The organism is Stenotrophomonas sp. STEN014, assembly GCF_056760315.1.
This window is the reverse complement of sequence record NZ_JBRREN010000007.1, coordinates 143,475-166,377: the sequence shown is the minus strand read 5'-3', so window position 1 is coordinate 166,377 and position 22,903 is coordinate 143,475. Positions and strand designations below refer to the sequence as shown.

Here is a 22,903-nt window from a genome sequence, read left to right as displayed (position 1 = left end):
CCCGGAGGCCGTATGGACCCCAGTCAGAACCCGAATGTTTTTCACGCCACCACCATCTGCTGCGTCCGTCGCGGCGCGAATGTGGCGATCGCTGGCGATGGTCAGGTCACCTTGGGACACACGGTGATGAAGGGCAACGCGCGCAAGGTGCGCCGGCTGGGTCGTGACGGCCAGGTGCTGGCCGGCTTTGCCGGTGCCGCGGCCGATGCGTTCACCCTGTTCGAACTGTTTGAAGCCAAGCTCGAGAAGCACGGCCAGCTGACCCGCGCGGCGGTGGAACTGGCCAAGGACTGGCGCACCGAGCGCCGTCTGGGCAAGCTGGAAGCGCTGCTGGCGGTGGCCGACCGGGAAACCTCGCTGATCATCAGTGGCACCGGTGATGTGATCGAGCCGGAGGACGGCATCATCGCCATCGGCTCGGGCGGCTCCTATGCCCTGAGCGCGGCACGCGCGCTGCTGGCCCACACCGAGATGGATGCCAAGGCCGTGGCGACCGAGGCGATCCATATCGCCGGCGGCATCTGCATCTACACCAATACCAACGTGGTGGTTGAAGAGCTCTGAGCCCTTCAGTCAACGATTGCGAGTACCCCATGAACCACAAGATCGAAGTTTCCTCCGCCACCATGACGCCGCGGGAGATCGTGCAGGAACTGGACCGGCACATCGTCGGCCAGCACGACGCCAAGCGCGCGGTGGCCATCGCCCTGCGCAACCGCTGGCGGCGCATGCAGTTGCCGGCTGATCTGCGCAACGAAGTGATGCCGAAGAACATCCTGATGATCGGCCCCACCGGTGTCGGCAAGACCGAGATCGCGCGCCGCCTGGCGACGCTGGCCAATGCGCCGTTCGTGAAGGTGGAAGCGACCCGTTTCACCGAGGTCGGCTACGTCGGCAAGGACGTGGAACAGATCATCCGCGATCTGGCCGATACCGCGGTCAAGCTGTACCGCGAACAGGCCAAGGTGCGCGTACGCATGCAGGCCGAGGAGAAGGCCGAAGACCGGATTCTCGACGCGCTGCTGCCGCGCCGCAGTGTCGGCATCGGTTTCGACGCCGAAGCCGCGCGCAACGAGCCCTCGGCGCAGGACAATGAAACCCGCATCAAGTTCCGGCGCATGCTGCGCGCCGGGGAACTGGACGAGCGCGAGATCGAGCTGGAGTTCAGCGCCAACCTCAGCATGGACATCATGACCCCACCTGGCATGGAGGAAATGGGCCAGCAGCTCAGGTCCATGTTCGCCAACCTCGGCGGTGCCAAGGCGAACAAGCGCACCTTGACGATCAAGGCGGCCCGTCCGCTGCTGATCGAGGAGGAGGCCGGCAAGCTGGTCAACGAGGACGATATCCGCGCGGCGGCGATCGAGGCCTGCGAACAGCACGGCATCGTCTTCATCGACGAGATCGACAAGGTCGCCAAGCGCGGTGACAACGTCGGTGGCGGCGATGTTTCGCGCGAGGGCGTGCAGCGCGACCTGCTGCCGCTGGTGGAAGGTTCCAACGTGTCGACCAAGTACGGCACGATCAAGACCGACCATATCCTGTTCATCGCATCGGGTGCCTTCCATCTGGCCAAGCCCTCGGATCTGATTCCCGAACTGCAGGGCCGGTTCCCGATCCGCGTCGAGCTGGGGGCGTTGAGCAAGGATGATTTCGTGCGCATCCTCACCGAGCCGAAGGCGGCGCTGACCAAGCAATACGAAGCCCTGCTGGCCACCGAAGGCGTCGAGGTCGATTTCACCGTTGATGCCGTCGACCGTTTGGCCGAGATCGCCGCGCAGGTCAACGAGCGGCAGGAGAACATCGGTGCCCGCCGGCTGCACACCGTGCTGGAGCGGCTGCTCGATACGCTCAGCTATGAAGCGCCGGATCGTGATGGCGACAAGGTCGTGATTGATCGCAGCTACGTCGACAAGCACCTGGGTGAGCTGGTGCAGGATCCGGACCTGAGCCGCTACATCCTGTAGCCGCGATCCCTTACGCGCATAGATGGAACGGCAGCCTCTGGTGCTGCCGTTTCTGTTTGCGGGTGTTCTGGGCGGGAGCCGCGGCGGCCTGGCGTCAGTCCAGCTCGTCCGGATCGAGTTCAGGCAGCGGCAGTGGCGCCGCGCCCGGTGTGAATACGCCCGGTTGCACGTAGTACGACAGCAGCGCATCCATCGTTTCGCGACTGTCGCGCTCCAGGTCGAACCGCTGCGGTTGCAGCATCGCGCTGTACAGCACGCCAGTGAGGCCGGCATGCAGGATGCGCGAGACCACGGTGGCATCCACACCTTCGCGCAGCTGGCCGAGTGCGCCGGCCCGTTCGAGGGCGCGGCGGAAGATCGCCATCTCCTCCTCGATGCTGTCGTGCTGCAGCTGCTGCATGGCCTGGCTTTCGGCCGAAAGGTCATTGCGCAGCATGATCTCCATCAGATCGCGCAGGCGCGGATCGTTGGCCAGCTCGCCCACCGAGATCAGCATCGCCGAGCGCAGGTCGAGGATGGGCGTGTTGCGATGCGGTGAATAGGTGCGACGCAGGCGTTTGATGAAGGGGACGCGCTCGCGGCCGATCATCGCCTCCAGCACTTCGGTCTTGTTCTTGAAGTGCCAGTACACCGCACCGCGTGAGCAGCCGGCGCGCTCGCCGATGGCGGCCAGCGAAGTGCCGGCCACGCCGTTTTCGTGGAAACAGGCCAGCGCGGCATCGAGGATGCCTTCGCGGGTGGCTTGCGCCTCTTCTTTGGTTTTTCTGGCCATTGCGCGGTGCACAGGTGGGATGACGCCAGACTGAACTGTATCCGTTTACAAACAGTCATGCATGTATGTATATTTCCGCCGCTTGCTTTGCAGGATGGCGGTGATCTGCGCCGGGTAGCCGCCGCCCCGGCTGCGCCCGTACCGTATGCGCCAGCGGTTGCGCCGGCTACTGCCAGGTGCCGCCGGATCCTCAAGCGCTATTTTCCCTATTGAGCCTCTCTCCATGCACGCCATCAGCCGCTGCCGTCTCCTCGCGCTCTCGCTCGCACTCACCTTCACGCTGGCCGCCTGCAAAGGGGGCGAGGCGCCGCCGCCGCAAGGTCCTGGCCAGGTCACGGTGGTCACGCTCAAGGCCGAGCCTGTCACCCTGACCCGCGAGCTCGCCGGCCGCGCCACCGGCTACCAGGTCGCCGAAGTGCGTCCGCAGGTCAGTGGCATCATCGCCAAGCGTCTGTTCACCGAAGGCAGCCTGGTCAAGGAAGGCCAGCCGCTGTACCAGCTCGACGATGCCGCCTACCGTGCCCAGGCCAACAGCGCCCGTGCGCAGCTGGCCCGCGCCGAAGCCACTGCCAATGCCGCGCGTCTGGCCGCGCGGCGCAGCGCCGAACTGGTCAAAAGCAAGGTCATCAGCGTGCAGGATGACGAGAACGCGCAGGCTGCCTGGAAGCAGGCTGAGGCCGATGTGGGCGCCGCGCGCGCGGCGCTGGATGCGGCCAATGTGACGCTGGGCTATGCCCGCATCACCGCACCGATCAGCGGCCAGATCGGCAAGTCCTCGGTCACCGAAGGCGCGCTGGTCAGCGCCGGCCAGGCTGCCGCGCTGGCCACCATCAACCAGCTCGACCCGATCTACATCGATGTCAGCCAGTCCTCGGCCGAGCTGCTGCAGCTGCGCCGCGAACTGGCCGCCGGCCGTCTGGAAGGCGCGTCCGAGCTGCCGGTGGCGATCGTGCTGGAAGATGGCAGCACCTTCGCCCACAAGGGCAAGCTGGAGTTCTCCGAGGTCAGTGTCGATCCCGCCACCGGCAGCTATGGCCTGCGCGTGCGCGTGGACAACCCCGAGCAGGTGCTGATGCCGGGCATGTTCGTGCGCGCGGTGCTGGCCAGCGGCGTGCGTCCCGATGCGCTGCTGGTGCCGATGCAGGGCATCGCCCGCGATCCCAAGGGCAATACCACCGCGATGGTGGTCGATGGCGAGGGCAAGGTCGCGCTGCGCCCGGTCACCGTCAGCCGCACGGTCGGTGACAAGTGGCTGGTGGAAGACGGCCTGAAGGCCGGCGACAAGGTCATCGTCGAGGGCCTGCAGAAGATCGGCCCGGGGATGCCCGTGCAGGCCACCGAGAAGGGTGCCGAAGCCGCCCAGCCCGCTGCCGCGCCTGCCGCGGCGCCGGCTGCCAAGCAGTAAGCGGAGAACCATATGGCTCGCTTCTTTATCGACAGGCCCATCTTTGCGTGGGTCATCGCCATCATCATCATGCTGGCCGGCGCGCTGGCGATGATCAAACTGCCGATCTCGATGTATCCGGAGGTCGCGCCGCCGGCGGTGTCGATCTCGGCCAACTACCCGGGCGCTTCGGCCAAGGTGGTGGAAGACTCGGTGACGCAGATCATCGAGCAGAACATGAAAGGCCTGGACGGGCTGATCTACTTCTCCTCCAACAGCTCCTCCAACGGCCAGGCCAGCATCACCCTGACCTTCGAGAGCGGGACCAATCCGGATATCGCCCAGGTCCAGGTGCAGAACAAGCTGCAGCTGGCCATGCCGCTGCTGCCTCAGGAAGTGCAGCGCCAGGGCATCAACGTGGCCAAGTCCAGCTCCGGCTTCCTCAACGTGCTGGGCTTCGTCTCCGAAGACGGCAGCATGGACGAGAACGACATCTCCGACTATGTCGGCTCCAACGTGGTCGATCCGCTCAGCCGCGTGCCGGGTGTGGGCTCGATCCAGGTGTTCGGCGGCAAGTACGCCATGCGCATCTGGCTGGATCCGAACAAGCTGCAGACCTACAAGGTCTCGGTGGACGAGGTCACCGGCGCGGTCCGCGCGCAGAACGCGCAGGTGGCCGTGGGCCAGCTGGGCGGTGCGCCGGCGGTGAAGGGCCAGCAGCTCAACGCCACCATCAACGCGCAGGACCGCCTGCAGACGCCCGAGCAGTTCCGCAACATCGTGCTGCGCACCGAGGCCGACGGTTCCACCTTGAAGCTCGGCGATGTGGCCCGGGTCGAGCTGGGCGCGGAAACCTACGATTTCGTCACCCGCTACAACGGCAAGCCGGCCTCGGGCCTGGCGATCACCCTGGCCACCGGCGCCAACGCGCTGGAGACGGCCGAGGGCGTGCGCAAGGCGTTGAGCGAACTGGAAGCCAGCTTCCCGCGCGGCATGACCGCGGTGATTCCGTACGACACCACCCCGTTCGTGCGGGTGTCGATCAAGGGCGTGGTCAAGACCCTGATCGAGGCGATCGTGCTGGTGTTCCTGGTGATGTACCTGTTCCTGCAGAACTTCCGCGCCACGCTGATTCCGACCATCGCCGTGCCGGTGGTGCTGCTGGGCACGTTCGGCATCCTGGCGGTGCTGGGTTTCTCCATCAACATGCTGACCATGTTCGCGATGGTGCTGGCAATCGGCCTATTGGTGGATGACGCCATCGTGGTGGTGGAGAACGTCGAGCGGATCATGGCCGAGGAAGGGCTTTCGCCGCTGGAGGCCACCCGCAAGTCGATGAGCCAGATCACCGGTGCGCTGGTCGGTATCGGTCTGGTGCTGTCGGCGGTGTTCGTGCCGATGGCCTTCATGAGCGGCTCCACCGGCGTCATCTATCGCCAGTTCTCGGCTACGATCGTCTCGGCGATGGCGCTGTCGGTGCTGGTGGCGATCGTGCTGACCCCGGCGCTGTGCGCGACCATGCTCAAGCCGCTGAAGAAGGGCGAGCACCACGTCGCCCCCACGGGGCTGTCGGGCCGCTTCTTCAACTGGTTCAACCAGGGCTTTGACCGCACCAGCGGCACCTACCAGCGTGGTGTGCGGGGCATCCTCGCCCGTCCGGGCCGTTTCATGGCGGTGTTTGTCGCGCTGACGGTGGTGATGGGCCTGCTGTTCGCCCGGCTGCCCAGCTCGTTCCTGCCCAATGAGGACCAGGGCATCCTGATGGCGCTGGTGCAGGCGCCGGTCGGTGCCACCCAGGAGCGCACGCTGGAGTCGATCTACAAGCTCGAAGACCACTTCCTGAAAAACGAGAAGGACGCCGTGGAATCGGTGTTCTCGGTGCAGGGCTTCAGCTTCTCCGGCATGGGTCAGAACTCGGGCATGGCCTTCGTCAAGCTCAAGGACTGGAGCGAGCGCACCCCGGACCAGGGCGTGGGCCCCATCACCGGCCGCGCGATGGGGGCACTGGGTCAGATCAAGGACGCCTTCATCTTCGCCTTCCCGCCGCCGGCGATGCCGGAGCTGGGTATCGCCTCGGGCTACAGCTTCTTCTTGAAAGACAACGCCGGACAGGGCCATGAGGCGCTGGTCAACGCGCGCAACCAGCTGCTGGGCATGGCCGGGCAGAGTGACAAGCTGGCCAACGTGCGCCCGAACGGGCTGGATGACACCCCGCAGCTGCGTCTGGACATCGACGTGGCCAAGGCCGGTGCGCACGGGCTGTCGCTGGATGCGATCAACTCCACGCTGGCCACCGCCTGGGGGTCGAGCTACGTCGATGACTTCATCGACCGCGGCCGGGTCAAGCGGGTCTATATGCAGGCCGACGACAGCTTCCGCATGAACCCGGAGGACTTCAACCTGTGGACGGTGAAGAACAGTGCCGGCGAGATGGTGCCGTTCTCGGCCTTCGCCAGCCAGCGCTGGGATTACGGTTCGCCGCGTCTGGAACGCTACAACGGCGTCTCGGCGCTGGAAATCCAGGGTGAGGCCGCGCCGGGCGTGGCCTCGGGCGATGCGATGCTGGAAGTGGAAAAGCTGGCCAAGCAGCTGCCGCCGGGCTTCAGCATCGAATGGACCGCCGTCTCCTACCAGGAGCGCGAGGCCGGTTCGCAGACCCCGCTGCTGTACACGCTGTCGCTGTTGATCGTGTTCCTGTGTCTGGCCGCGCTGTATGAAAGCTGGTCGGTGCCGACCGCGGTGCTGATGGTGGCGCCGCTGGGCATCCTCGGTGCGGTGCTGGCCAACACCCTGCGCGGCATGGAGCGCGACGTGTACTTCCAGGTGGCGATGCTGACCACCGTGGGTTTGACCTCGAAGAACGCGATCCTGATCGTCGAGTTCGCCAAGGAGCACCTGGAGAGGGGCGCCGGGGTGATCGAGGCGACGATGCACGCCGTGCGTGACCGTCTGCGTCCGATCATCATGACCTCGCTGGCGTTCGGTCTGGGTGTGCTGCCGCTGGCGATCGCCTCCGGTGCCGGTTCCGGTGCGCAGCGTGCGATCGGTACCGGTGTGCTTGGCGGCATGATCGTCGGCACCCTGCTGGGCCTGTTCTTCATCCCGCTGTTCTTCGTGGTGGTGCAGCGCCTGTTCAACCGCAAGCAGCTGGCCGCCGATAGAGATCCGCAGCGATAACGCGCTGTGCAGATCGCTGGAAACGCCGGGCCATGCCCGGCGTTTTCTTTTCCGGCTCCCGCAGGGCTTCTGCCGCCGCGCAGCGCGGATGCTGCCGTTGGCCCAGTGCCCGTGCAGTTGCAAGGGTCGGCCGCTGTGCTGCTGCGGACCTGGCCGGTCGTCACCGATTCCCGGCGATGCATAAAAAAACGCCGGGGCAATGCCCGGCGTTTCTGGATAGGACAGGACCGGTCCTGTCAGCTGATCTCCAGCGGGTCCAGCAGCTGGGCTTGTTCCACTGCGCCCAGGCGTTGGGCGAGCACGGCCAGGCGGTTGCACAGCTCGGTACGCAACTCGGGAAACTCGGTGGTCAGTTCAGCCTGGATCTGCTGGTAGGCATCCCAGAACGCGGCGGTGCTTTGATGGCGCGCGTAGTGGGCGCGCAGGCGCTCGCCCGCCTGCTGGAACGAGTGGTGACTGCGGTGGGATAAAACGGGCGCGTCCATGGCGTTACCTTTAATGGCTCTGCCCCCTGTGGCTGCAGCATAGTCCTGAATCCGTGCGCTGCCCACGCCCGCGGTCTCAATTCAGCATATGCACCGCACGAGCGGTCAGCGGCGGGCCGGTGTCACTCGCCGATGTCTTCGTTCCAGACATCCGGGTGCTCGGCGATATAGCGGCCCATCATCTCGATGCAGCCCGCATCGTTCAGGTCGATGACCTTGACCCCGTTCTCGCGCAGCCAGTCGATACCGCCGGGGAAACTGACCGATTCACCGACCACCACGGTGCCGATGTTGAACTGGCGCACCAGCCCGCTGCAGTACCAGCACGGCGCCAGCGTGGTGACCATGATGGTGTCGCGGTAGCCGCGCTGGCGCCCGGCCTTGCGGAAGGCGTCGGTTTCGCCGTGGATGGACGGATCGTCCTCCTGGATACGGCGGTTGTGGCCGCAACCCAGCAGCCGGCCGTCGTTGTGGTAGAGCGCGGCACCAATCGGAATGCCGCCCTCGGCCAGCCCCTGGCGGGCTTCGGCGATGGCGGTTTCCAGCAGGGCACGGTAGTCGGGGGTGGTGATCATGGAACTCCTCATGGCGCGACTGCGCCGGCAGAGGACCATGATAGCGGTCGTGTTCAGCCCGCCGGCAGGGACGTGGGGCGGCGGCGGTGCGATAATCGCCCACATGAGCGAATCCCCCTACAAGACCGGCACCACCCACTTCGGCTTCCGCGACGTACCGGCCAAGGACAAGCAGAAGCTTGTCGGCCAGGTGTTCACCTCCGTGGCCGATAACTACGACCTGATGAACGACCTGATGAGCCTGGGCATCCATCGGTTGTGGAAGCGCTACTTCGTGGCCACCGCGCAGGTGAAGCCGGGCGACCGCGTGCTGGATCTGGCCGGCGGTACCGGCGATATCGCGGTACTGCTCAAGGAGCGCATCGGCGCCGAGGGCAGCGTGGTGCTGGGCGACATCAACGCCGGCATGCTGTCGGTGGGCCGCGACCGGCTGACCAACCGCGGCCAGGTCTCGGGCTTCGAGTGGGTGCAGCTCAACGCCGAGGCATTGCCGTTCCCGGACCAGAGCTTCGATCTGGTAACCATCTCCTTCGGCCTGCGCAATGTCACCGACAAGGACGCGGCGCTGCGTGAGATGTACCGCGTGCTGAAAGTCGGCGGGCAGGCGCGGGTGCTGGAGTTCTCGGAAGTGACGGTGGACTGGTTCAAGCCGGTCTACGACTTCCACTCGTTCAAGGTGCTGCCGAAGCTGGGCAAGTTGTTCGCCCGCGGCGATGCCGACAGCTACCAGTACCTGGCCGAAAGCATCCGCAAGCATCCGCCGCAGGAAGAACTCAAGGCGATGATGACCGAGGCCGGTTTTGGCCGCTGCCACTACAAGAACCTCAGCGCCGGCATCGTTTCGATCCACTCCGGCTACAAGCTGTAACCCCGGGCGACGGGGCTGGACAGGGAGCGGCGCAAGCCGCTCTTTGCGTTTCCGGGCCGGCGGCTGTGCCCTGGGACGTGCGGCCTCGACACGCCGCAATCGGTTTAAACTTCGGGATTATTCCCTGAACCGGTTGCTGATCCATGCGTTCTCCGTTCCTGATGCTGCCGCTGGCCGTCGCGCTCGTCGCCGGCTGTGCCAAAGAACCCGCCACGCCTGTTGCCGAGCCCGTCGCCGAGAAGCCCGCCGCCGTGAGCACCGTCAACCGCAGCCATGATGAAAGCTCCTACGCCGAGCCGGACAAGGTCGTCATCAAGGATCTGGCGCTGGACCTGAAGCTGGATTTCGATACCCGGCAGATCGGCGGCACCGCCACCTACACGCTGGAGTGGAAGGACAAGGCCGCCACGCAGCTGCTGCTCGATACCCGCGAGCTGAGCATCGAGAAAGTCGAGGCGATCGCCGCCGATGGCGCCGCATCGCCGCTGCAGTTCACGCTGGCCCCGGCCGACAAGGTGTTCGGCAGCAAGCTCAGCATCGAGGCTCCGCAGCAGCCGGTCACCATCGCGATCACCTACCACACCGCGCCGACCGCCTCGGGCCTGCAGTGGCTGGAGCCGTCGATGACCGAAGGCAAGCAGCTGCCCTTCATGTTCAGCCAGTCGCAGGCCATCCACGCCCGGTCGTGGGTGCCGCTGCAGGACACCCCGAGCGTGCGCTTCACCTACAGCGCGCACGTGGCCAGCCGCCCGGACGTGATGGTGCTGATGAGCGCCGACAACGATCCCAAGGCCGCGCGTGACGGCGACTACAGCTTCAAGATGCCGCAGCCGATTCCGTCCTACCTGCTGGCCATCGCCGCCGGTGACCTGGTGTTCGAGCCGATCTCGCAGCGTTCGGGCGTGTGGGCCGAGCCGGCCATGGTCAGCAAGGCCGCCAAGGAGTTCGAAGACACCGAGAAGATGATCGGCGCCGCCGAGAACCTGTACGGCGAATACCGCTGGGGCCGCTACGACATGCTGGTGCTGCCGCCGTCGTTCCCGTTCGGCGGCATGGAGAACCCGCGCCTGACCTTCGCCACCCCGACCGTGATCGTGGGCGACAAGTCGCTGGTGTCGCTGATCGCGCACGAGCTGGCGCACAGCTGGTCCGGCAACCTGGTGACCAACGCCAGCTGGAAGGACATCTGGCTCAACGAAGGCTTCACCACCTACGTGCAGGGCCGCATCACCGAGGCGCTGTACGGCCCGGAAATGGCCGAGATGGAGCGCGAGATCGACCAGAGCGATCTGCTGGCCGAAGTGAAGGGCATGAGCCCGGCCGACCAGGCGCTGGCGCTGCCGCCGCTGACCGAGCGTGACCCGGACGAGGCGCTGAGCAACGTCGCCTATGTCAAGGGCGCCTGGTTCCTGCAGTTCCTGGAGCAGCGTTTCGGTCGCGCCGTATTCGATCCGTTCCTGCGCGGCTGGTTCAACGACCACGCCTTCCAGAGCGCGAATACCGACCAGTTCGTCGCCTACATGAAGAAGAACCTGCTGCCCAAGAACCCGACCGCGGTGACCGAGGCCGAGCTGACCGCGTGGCTGGACGAGCCGGGCATTCCGGCGTTCGCGATCAAGGCCCGCGCGCGCAACTTCGCCGTGGTCGATACCGCGCGTATCGCCTACCTGGGCAGCGACAAGGTGCCCAGCAACCAGGTCACCGCTGAGTGGGGTACCCAGGAATGGGTGCGTTTCATCGATGGTCTGGGGCAGAAGCAGCCGCTGGAGAAACTGGCGCAGCTGGATGCGGCCTACCACTTCACCGGCACCCCCAATGGCGAGATCGCCATGCGCTGGTATCCGCTGGCCATCCGCAGCGGCTATGGCGAGGCGCAGGCCGCAGCCGGTGAATTCATCCAGCGTGTGGGCCGCCGCAAGCTGATCCTGCCGGTCTATGCCGAGCTGGTGAAAACGCCCGAAGGCCTGGCCTTCGCCAAGGACGTGTTCGCCCGCGCCAAGCCCGGTTACCACCCGATCACCACCGCCTCGGTGGAGGACATGATCGCCAAGGCCGAGGCGGCGCCGAAGCAGTAACCGCTTGCGCAAGCGGTTGTGTCACCGGAACGGCGGGCTTCGGCCCGCCGTTTCCCGTTGGCGTGCGTGGTCACGGCAGCCGGCGGATGTTTAAAGTAGCCCCATCCGGCGTTCGCGCCGGCCTGTTCCTGCCCGACAACGGAGTGGCTTGATGAAACCTTTGATCTTCGGCGCGCTGTGCGCCTTCGCCCTGGCCGGCTGTACCGATCCGGAGGTCGAGCGGCAGAAGCAGGAAGCGGCCGCGGCGCAGGAACGCGCGCGCCAGGAGCAGGCCGCCGAGGTCATTGGCAAGCAGTACGACAGCGCCGTCACCGCTTCGGAATGGGAGAAGGCGCGTGTCCACGGCGTGGCACTGCTGGACCAGTATCCGGATTCGGACACCGCCCGCCGGATCGAACCGGGCCTGGCCGAGGTGAAGCAAAAGGCCGAGGCCGCGCGTGAGCTGCGGCGCATGCAGGCGCTGTGGAACTACAACCAGGTGCCGGCCAAGGGCGGCGTGCAGCGGTCGGCGATGATCTACAGCAAGGAGCGCGTGGACTTGGATGGCAGCGGCGCCAAGCCGGTGCAGCTGGTGTTCCGCGACCATCCCGAGTGGAAGCGCCATGCCTATCTGGTGCTGCAGGCCAGCGACTTCGCCAAGGCCTGCTATGCCAGCTGCCAGGTCACGGTGACGGTGGATGACCAGGCGCCGCGCCGGATGGCCGCGCATCGCCCGGATACCGACGAGGCCATCGCCATGTTCATCACCGACAACCGCGGCCTGTGGCGGCTGGCGCGCAAGGCGAAAGTCATCCAGATCGAATTTCCGGTGAAAGCCGGTGACAGCCGCAGCGCGGTGTTCGAAGTCGGCGGGCTCGATGGCAGCCAGCTGCCGGGCTGGGATTGAGGCGTGGGTATTGTCGGATCGCCGCCGCTGGCGCCGGTGCCAGGCGTGGTGGACAGCCGCCATTGGGTGTTCGACATGGATGGCACGCTGACGCAGCCGCTGCATGATTTCGAGTTGATCCGGCGTGAGCTGCAGATTCCAGCCGGTGCGGACATTCTTGAACATCTGGCCAGCCTGCCAGTCCAGCAGGCGGCCGCCAGCCATGCCTGGTTGATGCGGCACGAGCGGGAACTGGCCGAGGCTTCCGTGGCGGCACCCGGTGCGGTGGCCTTGATCCGCGCGCTGCATGCTGACGGTTGCCGGCTGGGCATCCTTACCCGCAATGCGCGTGAGCTGGCGGAAGTGACGTTGGCGGTGATCGGGGTGGCGGATTGTTTTGCCGCTGACGAAATCATCGGCCGCCGGGACGCGGAGCCCAAGCCGTCACCGGCCGGCTTGCAGTTCTTTGCCGCGCGCTGGCAGGTACCGCCGGCGCGGATGCGGATGGTGGGGGACCATTACTACGATCTGGCCACCGCCCAAGCGGCGGGTGTGCCGGGAATTCTGATCAATGTGCCGGATGATCCCTGGCCAGGCATGGCACAGTGGCAGCTGCGTGATTGCGCGCAGTTGCTGCAGCATTGGCGCGCCGCGGCGTCGGGATAGCGGCGCGCAGGGCCTGGCGGTCGCATTGCCGACGGCGGCAGTGCCCGGCAGGGCCCGACCCTGGCGTTTGCCATCGGCAGGATCGGTAGTGGCACGCAAAAAAAAACGGCGCCGAGGCGCCGTTTTTCCTAGAGGCTGTAGCCGAACTGCTGCTTGAACTGGTCGTTGAACTCGGCGAAATCGAAGCGCTGGTTCTGGGTGCCGGGGTGTTCGACCTTCAGCGCACCCATCAGGTTGCCCATGCGGCCGATGGTCAGCCAGTCATAGCCCTTCTCGATGCCGAAGATCAGGCCGGCACGGAACGCATCGCCGCAGCCGGTCGGGTCGACCACGCGGCGCTCGTGCGCCGGCGGGATGTCGAAGCTCTTTTCCGGGGTGTGGATGATCGCGCCACGCGGGCCCTGGGTGGTGATGTAGGCCTTGACCCGGCTGACGATGTCTTTCTCGTCCCAGCCGGTGCGCTGCTGCAGCAGGTTGGACTCGTAGTCGTTGACCACCACGTAGTCGGCCTGCTCGATGAAGGTGCGCAGCTCCGGACCGTTGAACAGCGGCAGCGCCTGGCCGGGATCGAAGATGAAGGGGATGCCGCATTCCACGAACTCGGCCGCGTTCTGGATCATGCCTTCGCGGCCGTCCGGCGCCACGATGCCGAAGCTCACGCCCGGCACGTCGCGCACGTGGTTGTCGTGCGAACGCATCATCGCGCCCGGATGGAAGGCGGTGATCTGGTTGTTGTCGTGGTCGGTGGTGATGAAACACTGCGGGGTGAACATGTCTTCCAGCACCCGCACCTGGCTCAGGTCGATGCCCATGCGCTCGAAGTGCTCGCGGTACGGGCCGAAGTCCTGGCCCACGGTGCCCATCGGGATCGGGCTGCCGCCCAGCAGCTTCAGGTTGTAGGCGATGTTGCCGGCGCAGCCGCCCAGCTCCCGGCGCATCCGCGGCACCAGGAACGACACGTTCAGGATGTGCACCTTGTCCGGCAGGATGTGGTTCTTGAACTGGTCCGGAAACACCATGATGGTGTCGAAAGCAAGGGAACCACAGATCAGAGCGGACATCGGGAACAGACCTATACGGAAAAGGGGAAATTCCCGCCATGCAGGCGCACGCGGGTCGGCGCGATCGGGGCGCCAAAGTGCGTAAGGGTACCGGCTGCGGCGACGCACGACCAGAACCGCAGATGTCCGCAGGGGCGCCGAATCGGGCCAAAGCCCCGATTCACAATGGATTGTCCTTGCCCGCACCGGGGGGGATTGATAGGCTAGCGGACCTCATTTTCTGCCCATTTTTTCGCCAATCGGCGTGGGCACGACACCCCTCAGGATCACTTCCCAGATGTTCAAGAAGCTGCGTGGCATGTTCTCCAATGACCTGTCCATCGACCTGGGCACGGCCAACACCCTGATCTATGTGCGCGGCCAGGGCATCGTGCTCAACGAGCCGTCGGTCGTGGCGGTGCGTCAGGACCGTGCCATCGGCGGTACCCGCTCGGTGGCTGCCGTCGGCGCCGAAGCCAAGCAGATGCTCGGCCGTACCCCGGGCCATATCACCACCATCCGCCCGATGAAGGATGGCGTCATCGCCGACTTCACCTATACCGAGGCGATGCTCAAGCACTTCATAAAGAAAGTGCACAAATCGCGCGTGCTGCGCCCGAGTCCGCGCGTGCTGGTCTGCGTGCCGGCCGGCTCGACCCAGGTCGAACGTCGCGCCATCAAGGAATCGGCCGAAGAGGCCGGTGCGCGTGATGTGTTCCTGATCGAAGAGCCGATGGCCGCGGCGATCGGCGCCGGCATGCCGGTCACCGAAGCCCGTGGCTCGATGGTCATCGACATCGGCGGCGGCACCACCGAGGTGGCGGTGATCTCGCTCAACGGCATCGTCTATTCGGCCTCGGTGCGTATCGGTGGCGACCGTTTCGACGAGTCGATCACCAATTACGTGCGCCGCAACCACGGCATGCTGATCGGTGAAGCCACCGCCGAGCGCATCAAGGTGGAGCTGGGCTGCGCCTACCCGCAGGCGGAAGTGATCGAGATGGAGATCTCCGGCCGCAACCTCGCCGAGGGCGTGCCGAAGATGATCAAGATCAGCTCCAACGAGGTGCTCGAAGCGCTGCACGAGCCTTTGTCGGGGATTGTCTCGGCGGTCAAGCTGGCGCTGGAGCAGACCCCGCCGGAACTGTGCGCCGACGTGGCCGAGCGCGGCATCGTGCTGACCGGCGGTGGCGCGCTGCTGCGCGACCTGGACCGTCTGATCTCCGAGGAAACCGGTCTGCATGTGCAGGTGGCCGATGATCCGTTGACCTGCGTGGCCCGCGGTGGCGGTCGTGCGCTGGAGCTGGTGGACATGCACGGCAACGAGTTCTTTGCGCCGGAATAAGCCGTTCCGGTCGCGTATCGCGGCCACGCCCGAACGGCGTGAGCGGCCGTCCGCACACGCCCCGTGCAGCCCACCGCCGGGGCGTCGTCGCATCCTTTTTCCGCATTTTTCCAGTCGAAGCCTGACGTGCCGCCCTACGCCGGTCCTCCCGTAGCCTCCCGCCAGGGCGATGCCAGCAGTCCGTTGCGCCTGCTGGCCTATCTGGCGTTGGCCATCACCCTGATCGTGCTCGATGACCAGGGCGGCTGGCTGTCGCGCCTGCGCCAGCAGGCCAACGTGCTGGTGCAGCCGGTGTGGGCGCTGGCCGGCGTACCCGGGCGCGTGGGCGCCTCGGTCCGCGACAATGCCGCCAGCCACAACCAGCTGGTGGCCGAGAACCGCGAACTGCGCAACCAGCTGCTGCTGGCCAATGCGCGGCTGACCCGGCTGCAGACCGCGGCGCTGGACAACGCGCAGCTGCGCGAACTGCTCAATGTGGCCGAACGCAGCGGGCTGGACGTGCAGCTGGCGCCGATCCTGGATATCGACCTGGACCCGGTGAGGCAGCGGCTGGTGCTCGATGCCGGCCGCCGCGAAGGCGTGCATGTGGGCCAGGCGGTGATCGATGCCGGCGGGCTGATGGGCCAGGTGATCGCGGTGACGCCGGCGCATTCGACCGTGCTGCTGCTGACCGATCCGGATCATGCGGTGCCGGTGACTGTGGCCCGCAACGGCGTGCGCCTGATCGCCTACGGGCGCGGCGACACCCTGGAACTGCGCGATATCCCGCTCAGCGCCGGGGTCGAGGTGGGCGATGAGATCGTCACCTCCGGACTCGGCGGGCGGTTCCCGTCCGGTTTCCCGGTGGGCAAGATCATGAAACTGCGGCCCGACGATACCCACGCCTTCCTGGTGGGCGAACTGGAGCCGGCGGCCAAGCTCGATCGCGGCCGTGATGTGCTGCTGCTGCGCTCGGTGCCGACGATTGCGCGACGGCCGGTGACCGATGGTCTGGAGCTGCCGGCCACGAGCGCCAGGCCGGCGCCGGGCCTATCGCCCGCCGCTGTCACCGCGCAATCGGGCGGGGCTGCCGCGAGCTCGGTCGCGCCTGCGCTAAACACGGCCACTGCCGGACCGGCCGCGCCGCCGGCAGCGGCGCCAGCCAGCTCCACGCCCGCGACTGGACAGGCTGCTGATCCTTCCTCTCCGGCGGCCGCGCCGGCGCAGGTGCGCCCATGAGCCGGTTGCGCAACAAGGGCTGGGTGCTGCCGCTGAGTTTCGCGCTGGCGCTGCTGCTTGGGCTGGTGCCGCTGCCGGAGCTGCTGCTGCCGCTGCGGCCGTACTGGCTGGCGCTGGTGCTGGCGTACTGGGTGATCGAAACCCCGGACCGGGTCGGGCTGGGCTTTGCGTTCTGCATCGGGCTGCTGGCCGACCTGATGTTCGGCGGCATTCTGGGCGAACAGGCGCTGCGGCTGGTGGTAATGGCCTTCATCCTGCAGCGCTTCCGCGCGCGCATCCGTTTCTTCCCGCTGTCGCAGCAGGCCTTGGCCATCGGCGGGTTGCTGCTCAATGACCGGGTCATCGATGCGGCGATCCACCTGCTGGTCGGCGAGCCGCTGTTGCGCTGGAGCTACTGGTGGGCGCCGCTGCTGGGCATGGCGCTGTGGCTGCCGCTGTATGTGGCGCTGGATGCGGTGCGGCTGGGCAAGCGCGGGCGCTGAGCATGTACCGTCGCCGACCGTCCAAGAACCTGCATGCCGAAACCGAGCAGTTCCGGCGTCGCGCGGCGCTGGGCTTTGCCGGGGTGCTGCTGACCCTGGGCTTCCTCGGCGGCTGGTATTTCAAGCTGCAGGTGCTTGATCACGAGATCTACGCCACCCGCTCGGAAGCCAACCGCATCAAGGCGCGGCCGGTGGTGCCGGGGCGCGGACTGATCTACGACCGCAACGGCCGCCTGCTGGCCGAGAATGTGCCGGCCTTCCGCCTGGATGTGACCCCGGACAAGGTGCAGGACATGGAGGCCACCCTGGCCGGCCTGCAGAAGATCTTCGCGCTGACCGACGAGGACATCGAACGCTTCCGGCAGTCGCGCAAGGCGCGCCGCAGCTTCATGCCGGTGACCCTGAAACTGCGGGTCAGCGACGAGGAGATGGCGCGTTTCGCGGTGGACCGTTGGCGCTTTCCCGGGGTGGAGCTGGAGCCGTACCTGACCCGGCGCTATCCCTACGGCGACCTGTTCGGCCACATCATCGGTTACGTCGGCCGGGTCGATGACAAGGACCTGGAGGAGCTGGGCGAGGGCAACGCGGCGCTGAGCCATATCGGCAAATCCGGGCTGGAGCGGTTCTACGAAGCGCAGCTGCGCGGCAAGATCGGCTACGAGCAGGTCGAGACCAATGTGCAGGGGCGGGCGATCCGCACCATCGGCCGGGTGCCGGCGCAGTCGGGTACCGACCTGCGGCTGTCCATCGATGCCGACCTGCAGCGGGCGATGGTGGCCGCGTTCGGCGAGCAGGAGGGCTCGGCGGTGGCGATCGATCCGCGTACCGGCGAGATCCTGGCCATGGTCAGCCTGCCCTCGTACGACCCGAACCTGTTCGTCAACGGCATCTCGCATGCCGATTTCAAGCGCCTGAACGAAAATCCCTCGCGCCCGCAGTTCAACCGGCTGGTGCTCGGCGGTGTGGCGCCAGGCTCCACGATCAAGCCGTTTGTCGGTCTGGCCGGGCTGGACAGCGGCGTGCGCCGGCCGGAGGACAAGATCCTCTCGCGCGGCATGTTCTACCTGCCGGGCGTGAGCCGCGGCTGGGGCGATGCCAACCGCGGCGGCCATGGCTGGACGGACCTGCGCAAATCCATCGCGCAGTCGGTCAACACCTATTACTACCAGCTCGGTATCGACCTGGGCATCGAGCGTTTTGACCAGTATCTGGGCAGCTATGGCTTCGGCCAGCACACCGGCATCGATCTGGCCGGCGAGATCGACGGCATCCTGCCCTCGCCGCAGGCCAAGCTCAAGGCGCGCAATGAGCGCTGGTATCCGGGCGATACGGTCAATGCCAGCATCGGCCAGGGCCTGTGGAAAGTGACCCCGTTGCAGCTGGTGCGCGGAATTGGCGGGCTGGCCAGTGGACAACTGCGCCGGCCGCACCTGGTGACCGAACAGCGCGCCGGCTTCGATCACGACTGGGCACCGTTGCCGCAACCGGCAGGCAAGCCGATCACCCCCAACCCGGCCAATCTGCAGGCGGTACGCGAAGGCATGATGGCCACGATGCAGCCCGGCGGCAGCGGCTGGCGCGTGGCTGCCGGGGCGCAATACCGCATGGCCGGCAAGACCGGTACCGCGCAGGTGGTCAGTCGCAAGGGGACGGCTGCGGTCAATCCCAAGAGCCTGCCGATGCACCTGCGCCATCGCGCGCTGTTTGTCGGCTTCGCCCCGGCCGAAGATCCGGTGATCGCCATTGCCATCGCGGTGGAGGGCGGCGGTTACGGTGGCTCGGCCGCGGCGCCGATCGCGCGCAAGGTGTTTGATGCCTGGCTCCTTGGCGAGATGCCCGAGGGCCTGCAGCCGCTGGATGCCGAGCGCGGCACCGTGGCGCTGGGGGTGACCGGTTTCGATACCGAAGATCCGGCGCTGCTGGCCCGTGGCGAACAGGCCGCGCTGGCACTGGAGGAGCTGCCGGTCCTGGTCGGCGCGCCGGTGGCGCCGCCGTCGCCGCAAACCCCGCCACCGCCAGCGGCGCTTCCGGCACCGGCCACGGGAGAACGTCGATGAGGGATTTCCTGCGCTGGGCGCTGGAGATGGGCCAGCGGCTGACCCGCGGCCTGGACTGGCCGCTGTTGATGGCGCTGCTGGCGCTGATGGTGATCGGCCTGGCGGTGCTCGACAGCGCCGGCGGACCGGGGCTGGTGATGGCCCAGGGGGCCCGGTTCGCGGTCGGCCTGCTGGCGATGTGGGCGATCGCGCGTACCTCGATCCTGCGCATCCGCGCCTGGACCCCGGCGATCTATGCGATCTCGATGCTGCCGCTGCTGGCGGTGTTCGTCCTGGGGACCGGCAAGTACGGCCGGCAGTGGTTGAACCTGGGCTTTTTCTACCTGCAGCCGGCCGAGCTGCTCAAGGTCAGCCTGCCGATGATGGTGGCCTGGTACCTCAACCGGATGCCGTTGCCGCCCCGCGTCCCGGTGGTGCTGGTGGCGGCGGTGATCATCGGCGTACCGACCGGACTGGTGATGCTGCAGCCGGACTTCGGCACCGGCGTACTGATCGCCGCCAGCGGCGCCTTCGTGCTGCTGCTGGCCGGTCTGCCGTGGTGGTGGGTCGGCGTGGGGGTCGGCGGCGCGGCCGCGGCCGCGCCGGTGGCCTGGTTCTGGCTGCTGATGCCCTACCAGAAGGACCGCATCCTGATGTTCCTGGACCCGGAGAGCGATGCGCTGGGCGCGGGCTGGAACATCATCCAGTCCAAGATCGCCATTGGCTCCGGAGGATTGACCGGCAAGGGCTGGGGGCTGGGCTCGCAGTCGCATCTGAACTTCATTCCCGAGCAGACCACCGACTTCGCCTTCTCGGTGCTGAGCGAGGAGTTCGGCTGGATCGGCGTGGCCGTGGTGCTGGCGCTGTATCTGTTCGTGATCGGCCGCTGCCTGTGGATCGCGGTGGAATCGCGCGACGGCTACTCGCGGCTGCTGGCCGGGGCCACCGGCCTGGCGTTCTTTGTCTACATCCTGGTCAACGGCGGCATGATCTCCGGATTGTTGCCGGTGGTGGGCGTGCCGATGCCGCTGATCAGCTACGGCGGCACCTCGGCGGTGTCGCTGCTGGCCGGGTTCGGGCTGGTGATGGCGGTGCGCGAGCATCGTCCGGTGCACGGTTGAATGGGCAGGATGTGCAAGCTTTGATCCAGATCAAATACTGGATTTAACTTTCGCTTCACAATAATGACCGTCGCCGGACGCTGTCGCGCCGCGATGGTCGGCAGGTGCTCCGGGCACGTCGACTGGTCGGATCCAAGGGCATGACATGGGGAGATGTCACGCTTCCACGATTGGAGTCCGGCCTGAGCGCCGGTTGTGCCTGCGGGGATGGGGGCACAACCGGCGCTTTTTTTTGCGCGGCGGGTGCGGAGGCATTGCCGTATTCAGCGGCGAGGGGACCATTTCCGGTCCTGCAACGGCAATTTCCGCCATCGTTTCCGCGCTTCAATCTGCTTGGGATTCATGGTCTTATTGATGGAAATTCATCTTTGACCTGCTAACCTCGCCTGATGATTCGACGCGCTTTGATCTGCTGCATCACCCTGGGTCTGGTCGCCTGTGCGACCCCGCCGCAGGTCCCCGCTCCTCCCGCCACGCCGGTGGGAACGCCGGTCACGCCGGGCACCGGCCCGGCCGAGGCGGTCCCCGAGGCCAAGGCCGATCTGCCGCCGGTGGACCTGACCCCGGTGCCGTTCGAGACCGCCCGCGCCAATTTCATCCGCGACACCGCCGCCCGCTACGGCATCGAGCCGGGCTACATCGAGGCCACACTGGCCCAGGCGCAGGTCCGTCAGCCGATCATCGCGGCGATGTCGCGTCCGGCCGAGCGGGTCAAGCCGTGGAACGAATACCGGCCGATGTTCATCAGCCAGGCGCGGATCGATGGCGGCAAGCAGTTCTTCGCCGCCCACCGTGACGAGCTGCTGCGGGTGCAGGAACGTACCGGCGTGCCGGCCGAGGTGATCGTGGCGATCATCGGCGTGGAAACCAGCTACGGCAAGAACGCCGGCAACCACCGCGTGCTCGATGCGCTGTACACGCTGGCCTTCAACTACCCGCGCAGCGGCGACCCGGCCAAGCTCGAACGCGAGGTGCGCCGCGAGCTGTTCTTCCGCGACGAGCTGGCCAAGCTGTTCGATCTGGCGAAGTTGGAAAAGCTCGACATCACCGCGCTCAAGGGCAGTTATGCCGGGGCGATGGGCATGGGCCAGTTCATGCCGTCCAGCTACCTGGACTACGCGGTGGACGGCGATGGTGATGGCCGCCGCGACCTGTTCAACAACTATGACGACGTGTTCTCCTCCATCGCCAACTATTTCGTGAAGAAGGGCGGCTGGATCCGCGGCGGCACGGTGGCGGTGCCGGCCACGCTGCAGGCGGGGTTCGCCGAGCTCAATCCGGCCGACTGGACGCCGAGCCTGACCGTGACCGAGCTTGCGGCCCGTGGTTACCGCCCGGTCACGCCGGTGCTGGCGGTCAATGCCAAGGCCACCCCGGTCACCCTGGAAGGCAGTGACGGCAAGCAGTACTGGCTGGGCTTCCAGAACTACTACGCGATCACCCGTTACAACATCTCCAAGATGTACGCGATGGCGGTGTTCCAGCTGTCCCAGGCCATCGCCGGCAAGGAGCTTCCCCCGGCATGAACAGCAAGTGGCTGGTCCCTGCGTTGATCGTGCTCGGGCTGGCCGCCTGCAGCAGCGCGCCGAAGAAGTCCGCCGCTGGTGCCAGCGGCTCCAGCGCCCAGCGCCCGGCCACCGTGGTGCAGGGCACAGGCAGCGCGGGCGGCCAGTGCCCGGACGGTTCGCCCTATGCCAAGGCACAGGAAGACCTGTCCACGCGCGGCAACTACACCGCCGGCGGCCTGTACAAGCCCGGTGTCAGCGACAGCACGCCGACCTATGTGCCCAACGTGGCCTGCATTCCCGAGCCGGAGGTGGTCAGCGAGCCGCGCTCGCCGGTGGGCAACAAGTCGCCGTATTCGGTGCTGGGCAAGTCCTACCGGGTGATGGACCGGGTCGATGACTACGTCGAGCAGGGCACCGCCTCCTACTACGGACAGAAGTTCCACGGCCGCCTGACCTCCAACCGCGAGGTCTATGACATGTACACCTTCAGCGCCGCGCACAAGACCCTGCCGCTGCCCAGCTTCGCCCGCGTGACCAATCTGGACAACGGCGAATCGGTGGTGGTGCGGGTCAATGATCGTGGCCCGTTCCACGAGGGCCGGGTGATCGACCTGAGTTATGCCGCGGCGGTGAAGCTGGGCATCACCCAGCGGGGTACCGGCCGGGTGGAAGTGCGCGCACTGACCCCCGGCGACAACACCGTTGTTTCCGGCGACAGCCGCCGCGCCCGCCGCGAGCGCACCGCCGCCGTGGCCAGCGCCCCGGCGCGCCGGGCAGCAGCGACCAGCCGCATGGACCAGCTGGTGGAGAAGCTGCCGCCCGTCACGCAGGCCCGTCCGGTCGCGGCCAGCGCCGAGCATTTCGATACCTGGATGAAGGACAACGGTGCGCGTGTGGCGACCGGTCGTCCGGCCACCACCACCGCTGCCGGCGACGCGCCGGCGGCGGCCAGGGTGCAGGCGCTGGCGCCGTCGGTTGCCACGGGTGCACCTGCGGCCGCTGCAACGCCGGTCGTTCCGGTACCGGACAAGGCCGATGCTGCCGCGCGCGCGCTGGGCACTATCCTGCTGCAGGTGGCCAGTTTCTCCAGCCGCGACAACGCCGCCCGTGCGCTGGGCCAGCTGTCTTCGGCCGGAATCGCCGGTGCCAGCCTGAGCGATATCGTCAGTGGCGGCCGGACCCTGTGGCGCCTGCGCGTGCCGGCCCGCGACCATGACAGCGCGGCCGAGCTGGCCGGGCGTATCGCCGGACTGGGTTTCGGCCGGCCGCAGCTGGTCCGCGATTGAGCCGGGCCATTAACCCCGGCCATATGCCGGTGC

19 protein-coding genes are annotated in these 22,903 nt (G+C 66.8%); 15 read left to right on the top strand and 4 right to left on the bottom strand.

Annotation, left to right across the window (positions count from 1 at the left end; all coding sequences use genetic code 11):
* The first annotated feature begins 12 nt into the window (after positions 1 to 12).
* Both hslV and hslU read left to right on the top strand, forming a co-directional pair.
* Positions 13 to 564: an ATP-dependent protease subunit HslV gene (hslV, locus tag ACVOMC_RS11520; protein WP_481524047.1), complete on the top strand. Its 552-nt coding sequence runs from the start codon at positions 13 to 15 to the stop codon at positions 562 to 564.
* Between the two features lie 29 nt (positions 565 to 593).
* The gene (gene hslU, locus ACVOMC_RS11515; protein ID WP_481524046.1) at positions 594 to 1,967 is read left to right on the top strand and encodes an ATP-dependent protease ATPase subunit HslU; all 1,374 of its coding nucleotides are present in this window, start codon (positions 594 to 596) and stop codon (positions 1,965 to 1,967) included.
* Between the two features lie 94 nt (positions 1,968 to 2,061).
* Here the strand turns inward: hslU and ACVOMC_RS11510 are convergent, their stop codons facing one another.
* Positions 2,062 to 2,739 (bottom strand): TetR family transcriptional regulator, encoded by a 678-nt coding sequence (locus ACVOMC_RS11510; protein WP_481524045.1) that lies wholly within the window; start codon positions 2,737 to 2,739, stop codon positions 2,062 to 2,064.
* 223 nt (positions 2,740 to 2,962) lie between these two features.
* On the opposite strand from ACVOMC_RS11510, the gene ACVOMC_RS11505 reads away from it, so the two are divergent.
* Entirely contained in the window at positions 2,963 to 4,144 is a 1,182-nt protein-coding gene (locus ACVOMC_RS11505) for an efflux RND transporter periplasmic adaptor subunit (RefSeq protein WP_481524044.1), read from the top strand.
* Between the two features lie 12 nt (positions 4,145 to 4,156).
* The gene (gene smeE, locus ACVOMC_RS11500) at positions 4,157 to 7,300 is read left to right on the top strand and encodes a multidrug efflux RND transporter permease subunit SmeE (RefSeq protein WP_481524043.1); all 3,144 of its coding nucleotides are present in this window, start codon (positions 4,157 to 4,159) and stop codon (positions 7,298 to 7,300) included.
* A 236-nt stretch (positions 7,301 to 7,536) separates the two neighbouring features.
* Here smeE and ACVOMC_RS11495 read toward each other — a convergent pair whose 3' ends face one another.
* The gene (locus ACVOMC_RS11495; RefSeq protein WP_481524042.1) at positions 7,537 to 7,785 is read right to left on the bottom strand and encodes a hypothetical protein; all 249 of its coding nucleotides are present in this window, start codon (positions 7,783 to 7,785) and stop codon (positions 7,537 to 7,539) included.
* Positions 7,786 to 7,907: 122 nt separating this feature from the next.
* A complete protein-coding gene (locus ACVOMC_RS11490) occupies positions 7,908 to 8,360 on the bottom strand; it encodes a nucleoside deaminase (RefSeq protein WP_054658102.1) in 453 nt (150 codons plus the stop codon).
* Positions 8,361 to 8,463: 103 nt separating this feature from the next.
* On the opposite strand from ACVOMC_RS11490, the gene ubiE reads away from it, so the two are divergent.
* From ubiE to ACVOMC_RS11470, 4 genes are all read left to right on the top strand, one after another.
* The gene (gene ubiE / locus ACVOMC_RS11485) at positions 8,464 to 9,228 is read left to right on the top strand and encodes a bifunctional demethylmenaquinone methyltransferase/2-methoxy-6-polyprenyl-1,4-benzoquinol methylase UbiE (protein WP_481524041.1); all 765 of its coding nucleotides are present in this window, start codon (positions 8,464 to 8,466) and stop codon (positions 9,226 to 9,228) included.
* 143 nt (positions 9,229 to 9,371) lie between these two features.
* Complete coding sequence (locus ACVOMC_RS11480) at positions 9,372 to 11,303, top strand: M1 family metallopeptidase (protein ID WP_481524040.1); 1,932 nt, start codon at positions 9,372 to 9,374, stop codon at positions 11,301 to 11,303.
* A gap of 151 nt (positions 11,304 to 11,454) precedes the next feature.
* Positions 11,455 to 12,189 (top strand): hypothetical protein, encoded by a 735-nt coding sequence (locus tag ACVOMC_RS11475; RefSeq protein ID WP_481524039.1) that lies wholly within the window; start codon positions 11,455 to 11,457, stop codon positions 12,187 to 12,189.
* A 9-nt stretch (positions 12,190 to 12,198) separates the two neighbouring features.
* On the top strand, positions 12,199 to 12,834 hold the full coding sequence (locus ACVOMC_RS11470) for an HAD family hydrolase (protein WP_481524082.1): 636 nt from the start codon (positions 12,199 to 12,201) through the stop codon (positions 12,832 to 12,834).
* A 128-nt stretch (positions 12,835 to 12,962) separates the two neighbouring features.
* Here ACVOMC_RS11470 and ACVOMC_RS11465 read toward each other — a convergent pair whose 3' ends face one another.
* On the bottom strand, positions 12,963 to 13,895 hold the full coding sequence (locus ACVOMC_RS11465; protein ID WP_054658096.1) for a carbohydrate kinase family protein: 933 nt from the start codon (positions 13,893 to 13,895) through the stop codon (positions 12,963 to 12,965).
* 277 nt (positions 13,896 to 14,172) lie between these two features.
* Here ACVOMC_RS11465 and ACVOMC_RS11460 point away from each other — a divergent pair, with 277 nt between their 5' ends.
* From ACVOMC_RS11460 to ACVOMC_RS11430, 7 genes are all read left to right on the top strand, one after another.
* Positions 14,173 to 15,219, top strand: a complete 1,047-nt coding sequence (locus ACVOMC_RS11460; RefSeq protein WP_005419402.1) for a rod shape-determining protein — start codon at positions 14,173 to 14,175, stop codon at positions 15,217 to 15,219.
* A gap of 126 nt (positions 15,220 to 15,345) precedes the next feature.
* The gene (mreC, locus tag ACVOMC_RS11455; protein ID WP_481524038.1) at positions 15,346 to 16,437 is read left to right on the top strand and encodes a rod shape-determining protein MreC; all 1,092 of its coding nucleotides are present in this window, start codon (positions 15,346 to 15,348) and stop codon (positions 16,435 to 16,437) included.
* Complete coding sequence (mreD, locus tag ACVOMC_RS11450) at positions 16,434 to 16,919, top strand: rod shape-determining protein MreD (protein WP_481524037.1); 486 nt, start codon at positions 16,434 to 16,436, stop codon at positions 16,917 to 16,919. Before mreC ends, mreD begins: the two co-directional genes overlap by 4 nt.
* 2 nt (positions 16,920 to 16,921) lie before the next feature.
* Positions 16,922 to 18,976: a penicillin-binding protein 2 gene (mrdA, locus tag ACVOMC_RS11445; RefSeq protein WP_481524036.1), complete on the top strand. Its 2,055-nt coding sequence runs from the start codon at positions 16,922 to 16,924 to the stop codon at positions 18,974 to 18,976.
* Positions 18,973 to 20,076 (top strand): rod shape-determining protein RodA, encoded by a 1,104-nt coding sequence (gene rodA, locus ACVOMC_RS11440; RefSeq protein WP_481524035.1) that lies wholly within the window; start codon positions 18,973 to 18,975, stop codon positions 20,074 to 20,076. The genes mrdA and rodA overlap by 4 nt, the downstream gene beginning before the upstream one ends.
* Before the next feature lie 389 nt (positions 20,077 to 20,465).
* The gene (mltB, locus tag ACVOMC_RS11435) at positions 20,466 to 21,602 is read left to right on the top strand and encodes a lytic murein transglycosylase B (RefSeq protein ID WP_481524034.1); all 1,137 of its coding nucleotides are present in this window, start codon (positions 20,466 to 20,468) and stop codon (positions 21,600 to 21,602) included.
* Complete coding sequence (locus ACVOMC_RS11430) at positions 21,599 to 22,870, top strand: septal ring lytic transglycosylase RlpA family protein (protein ID WP_481524033.1); 1,272 nt, start codon at positions 21,599 to 21,601, stop codon at positions 22,868 to 22,870. The genes mltB and ACVOMC_RS11430 overlap by 4 nt, the downstream gene beginning before the upstream one ends.
* The last annotated feature ends 33 nt before the right edge of the window (positions 22,871 to 22,903 follow it).

Excerpts from the sequence above, each read along its gene's own strand:
- mltB (WP_481524034.1), top strand. The coding sequence starts at position 20,466 with ATGATTCGACGCGCTTTGATCTGCTGCATCACCCTGGGTCTGGTCGCC.
- ACVOMC_RS11480 (WP_481524040.1), top strand. The coding sequence starts at position 9,372 with ATGCGTTCTCCGTTCCTGATGCTGCCGCTGGCCGTCGCGCTCGTCGCC.
- ACVOMC_RS11475 (WP_481524039.1), top strand. The coding sequence starts at position 11,455 with ATGAAACCTTTGATCTTCGGCGCGCTGTGCGCCTTCGCCCTGGCCGGC.
- ACVOMC_RS11505 (WP_481524044.1), top strand. The coding sequence starts at position 2,963 with ATGCACGCCATCAGCCGCTGCCGTCTCCTCGCGCTCTCGCTCGCACTC.
- ACVOMC_RS11465 (WP_054658096.1), bottom strand. The coding sequence starts at position 13,895 with ATGTCCGCTCTGATCTGTGGTTCCCTTGCTTTCGACACCATCATGGTG.
- rodA (WP_481524035.1), top strand. The coding sequence starts at position 18,973 with ATGAGGGATTTCCTGCGCTGGGCGCTGGAGATGGGCCAGCGGCTGACC.
- ACVOMC_RS11510 (WP_481524045.1), bottom strand. The coding sequence starts at position 2,739 with ATGGCCAGAAAAACCAAAGAAGAGGCGCAAGCCACCCGCGAAGGCATC.
- ACVOMC_RS11460 (WP_005419402.1), top strand. The coding sequence starts at position 14,173 with ATGTTCAAGAAGCTGCGTGGCATGTTCTCCAATGACCTGTCCATCGAC.
- ACVOMC_RS11495 (WP_481524042.1), bottom strand. The coding sequence starts at position 7,785 with ATGGACGCGCCCGTTTTATCCCACCGCAGTCACCACTCGTTCCAGCAG.
- ACVOMC_RS11430 (WP_481524033.1), top strand. The coding sequence starts at position 21,599 with ATGAACAGCAAGTGGCTGGTCCCTGCGTTGATCGTGCTCGGGCTGGCC.
- ACVOMC_RS11490 (WP_054658102.1), bottom strand. The coding sequence starts at position 8,360 with ATGATCACCACCCCCGACTACCGTGCCCTGCTGGAAACCGCCATCGCC.
- mreD (WP_481524037.1), top strand. The coding sequence starts at position 16,434 with ATGAGCCGGTTGCGCAACAAGGGCTGGGTGCTGCCGCTGAGTTTCGCG.
- mrdA (WP_481524036.1), top strand. The coding sequence starts at position 16,922 with ATGTACCGTCGCCGACCGTCCAAGAACCTGCATGCCGAAACCGAGCAG.
- hslU (WP_481524046.1), top strand. The coding sequence starts at position 594 with ATGAACCACAAGATCGAAGTTTCCTCCGCCACCATGACGCCGCGGGAG.
- ubiE (WP_481524041.1), top strand. The coding sequence starts at position 8,464 with ATGAGCGAATCCCCCTACAAGACCGGCACCACCCACTTCGGCTTCCGC.
- hslV (WP_481524047.1), top strand. The coding sequence starts at position 13 with ATGGACCCCAGTCAGAACCCGAATGTTTTTCACGCCACCACCATCTGC.
- smeE (WP_481524043.1), top strand. The coding sequence starts at position 4,157 with ATGGCTCGCTTCTTTATCGACAGGCCCATCTTTGCGTGGGTCATCGCC.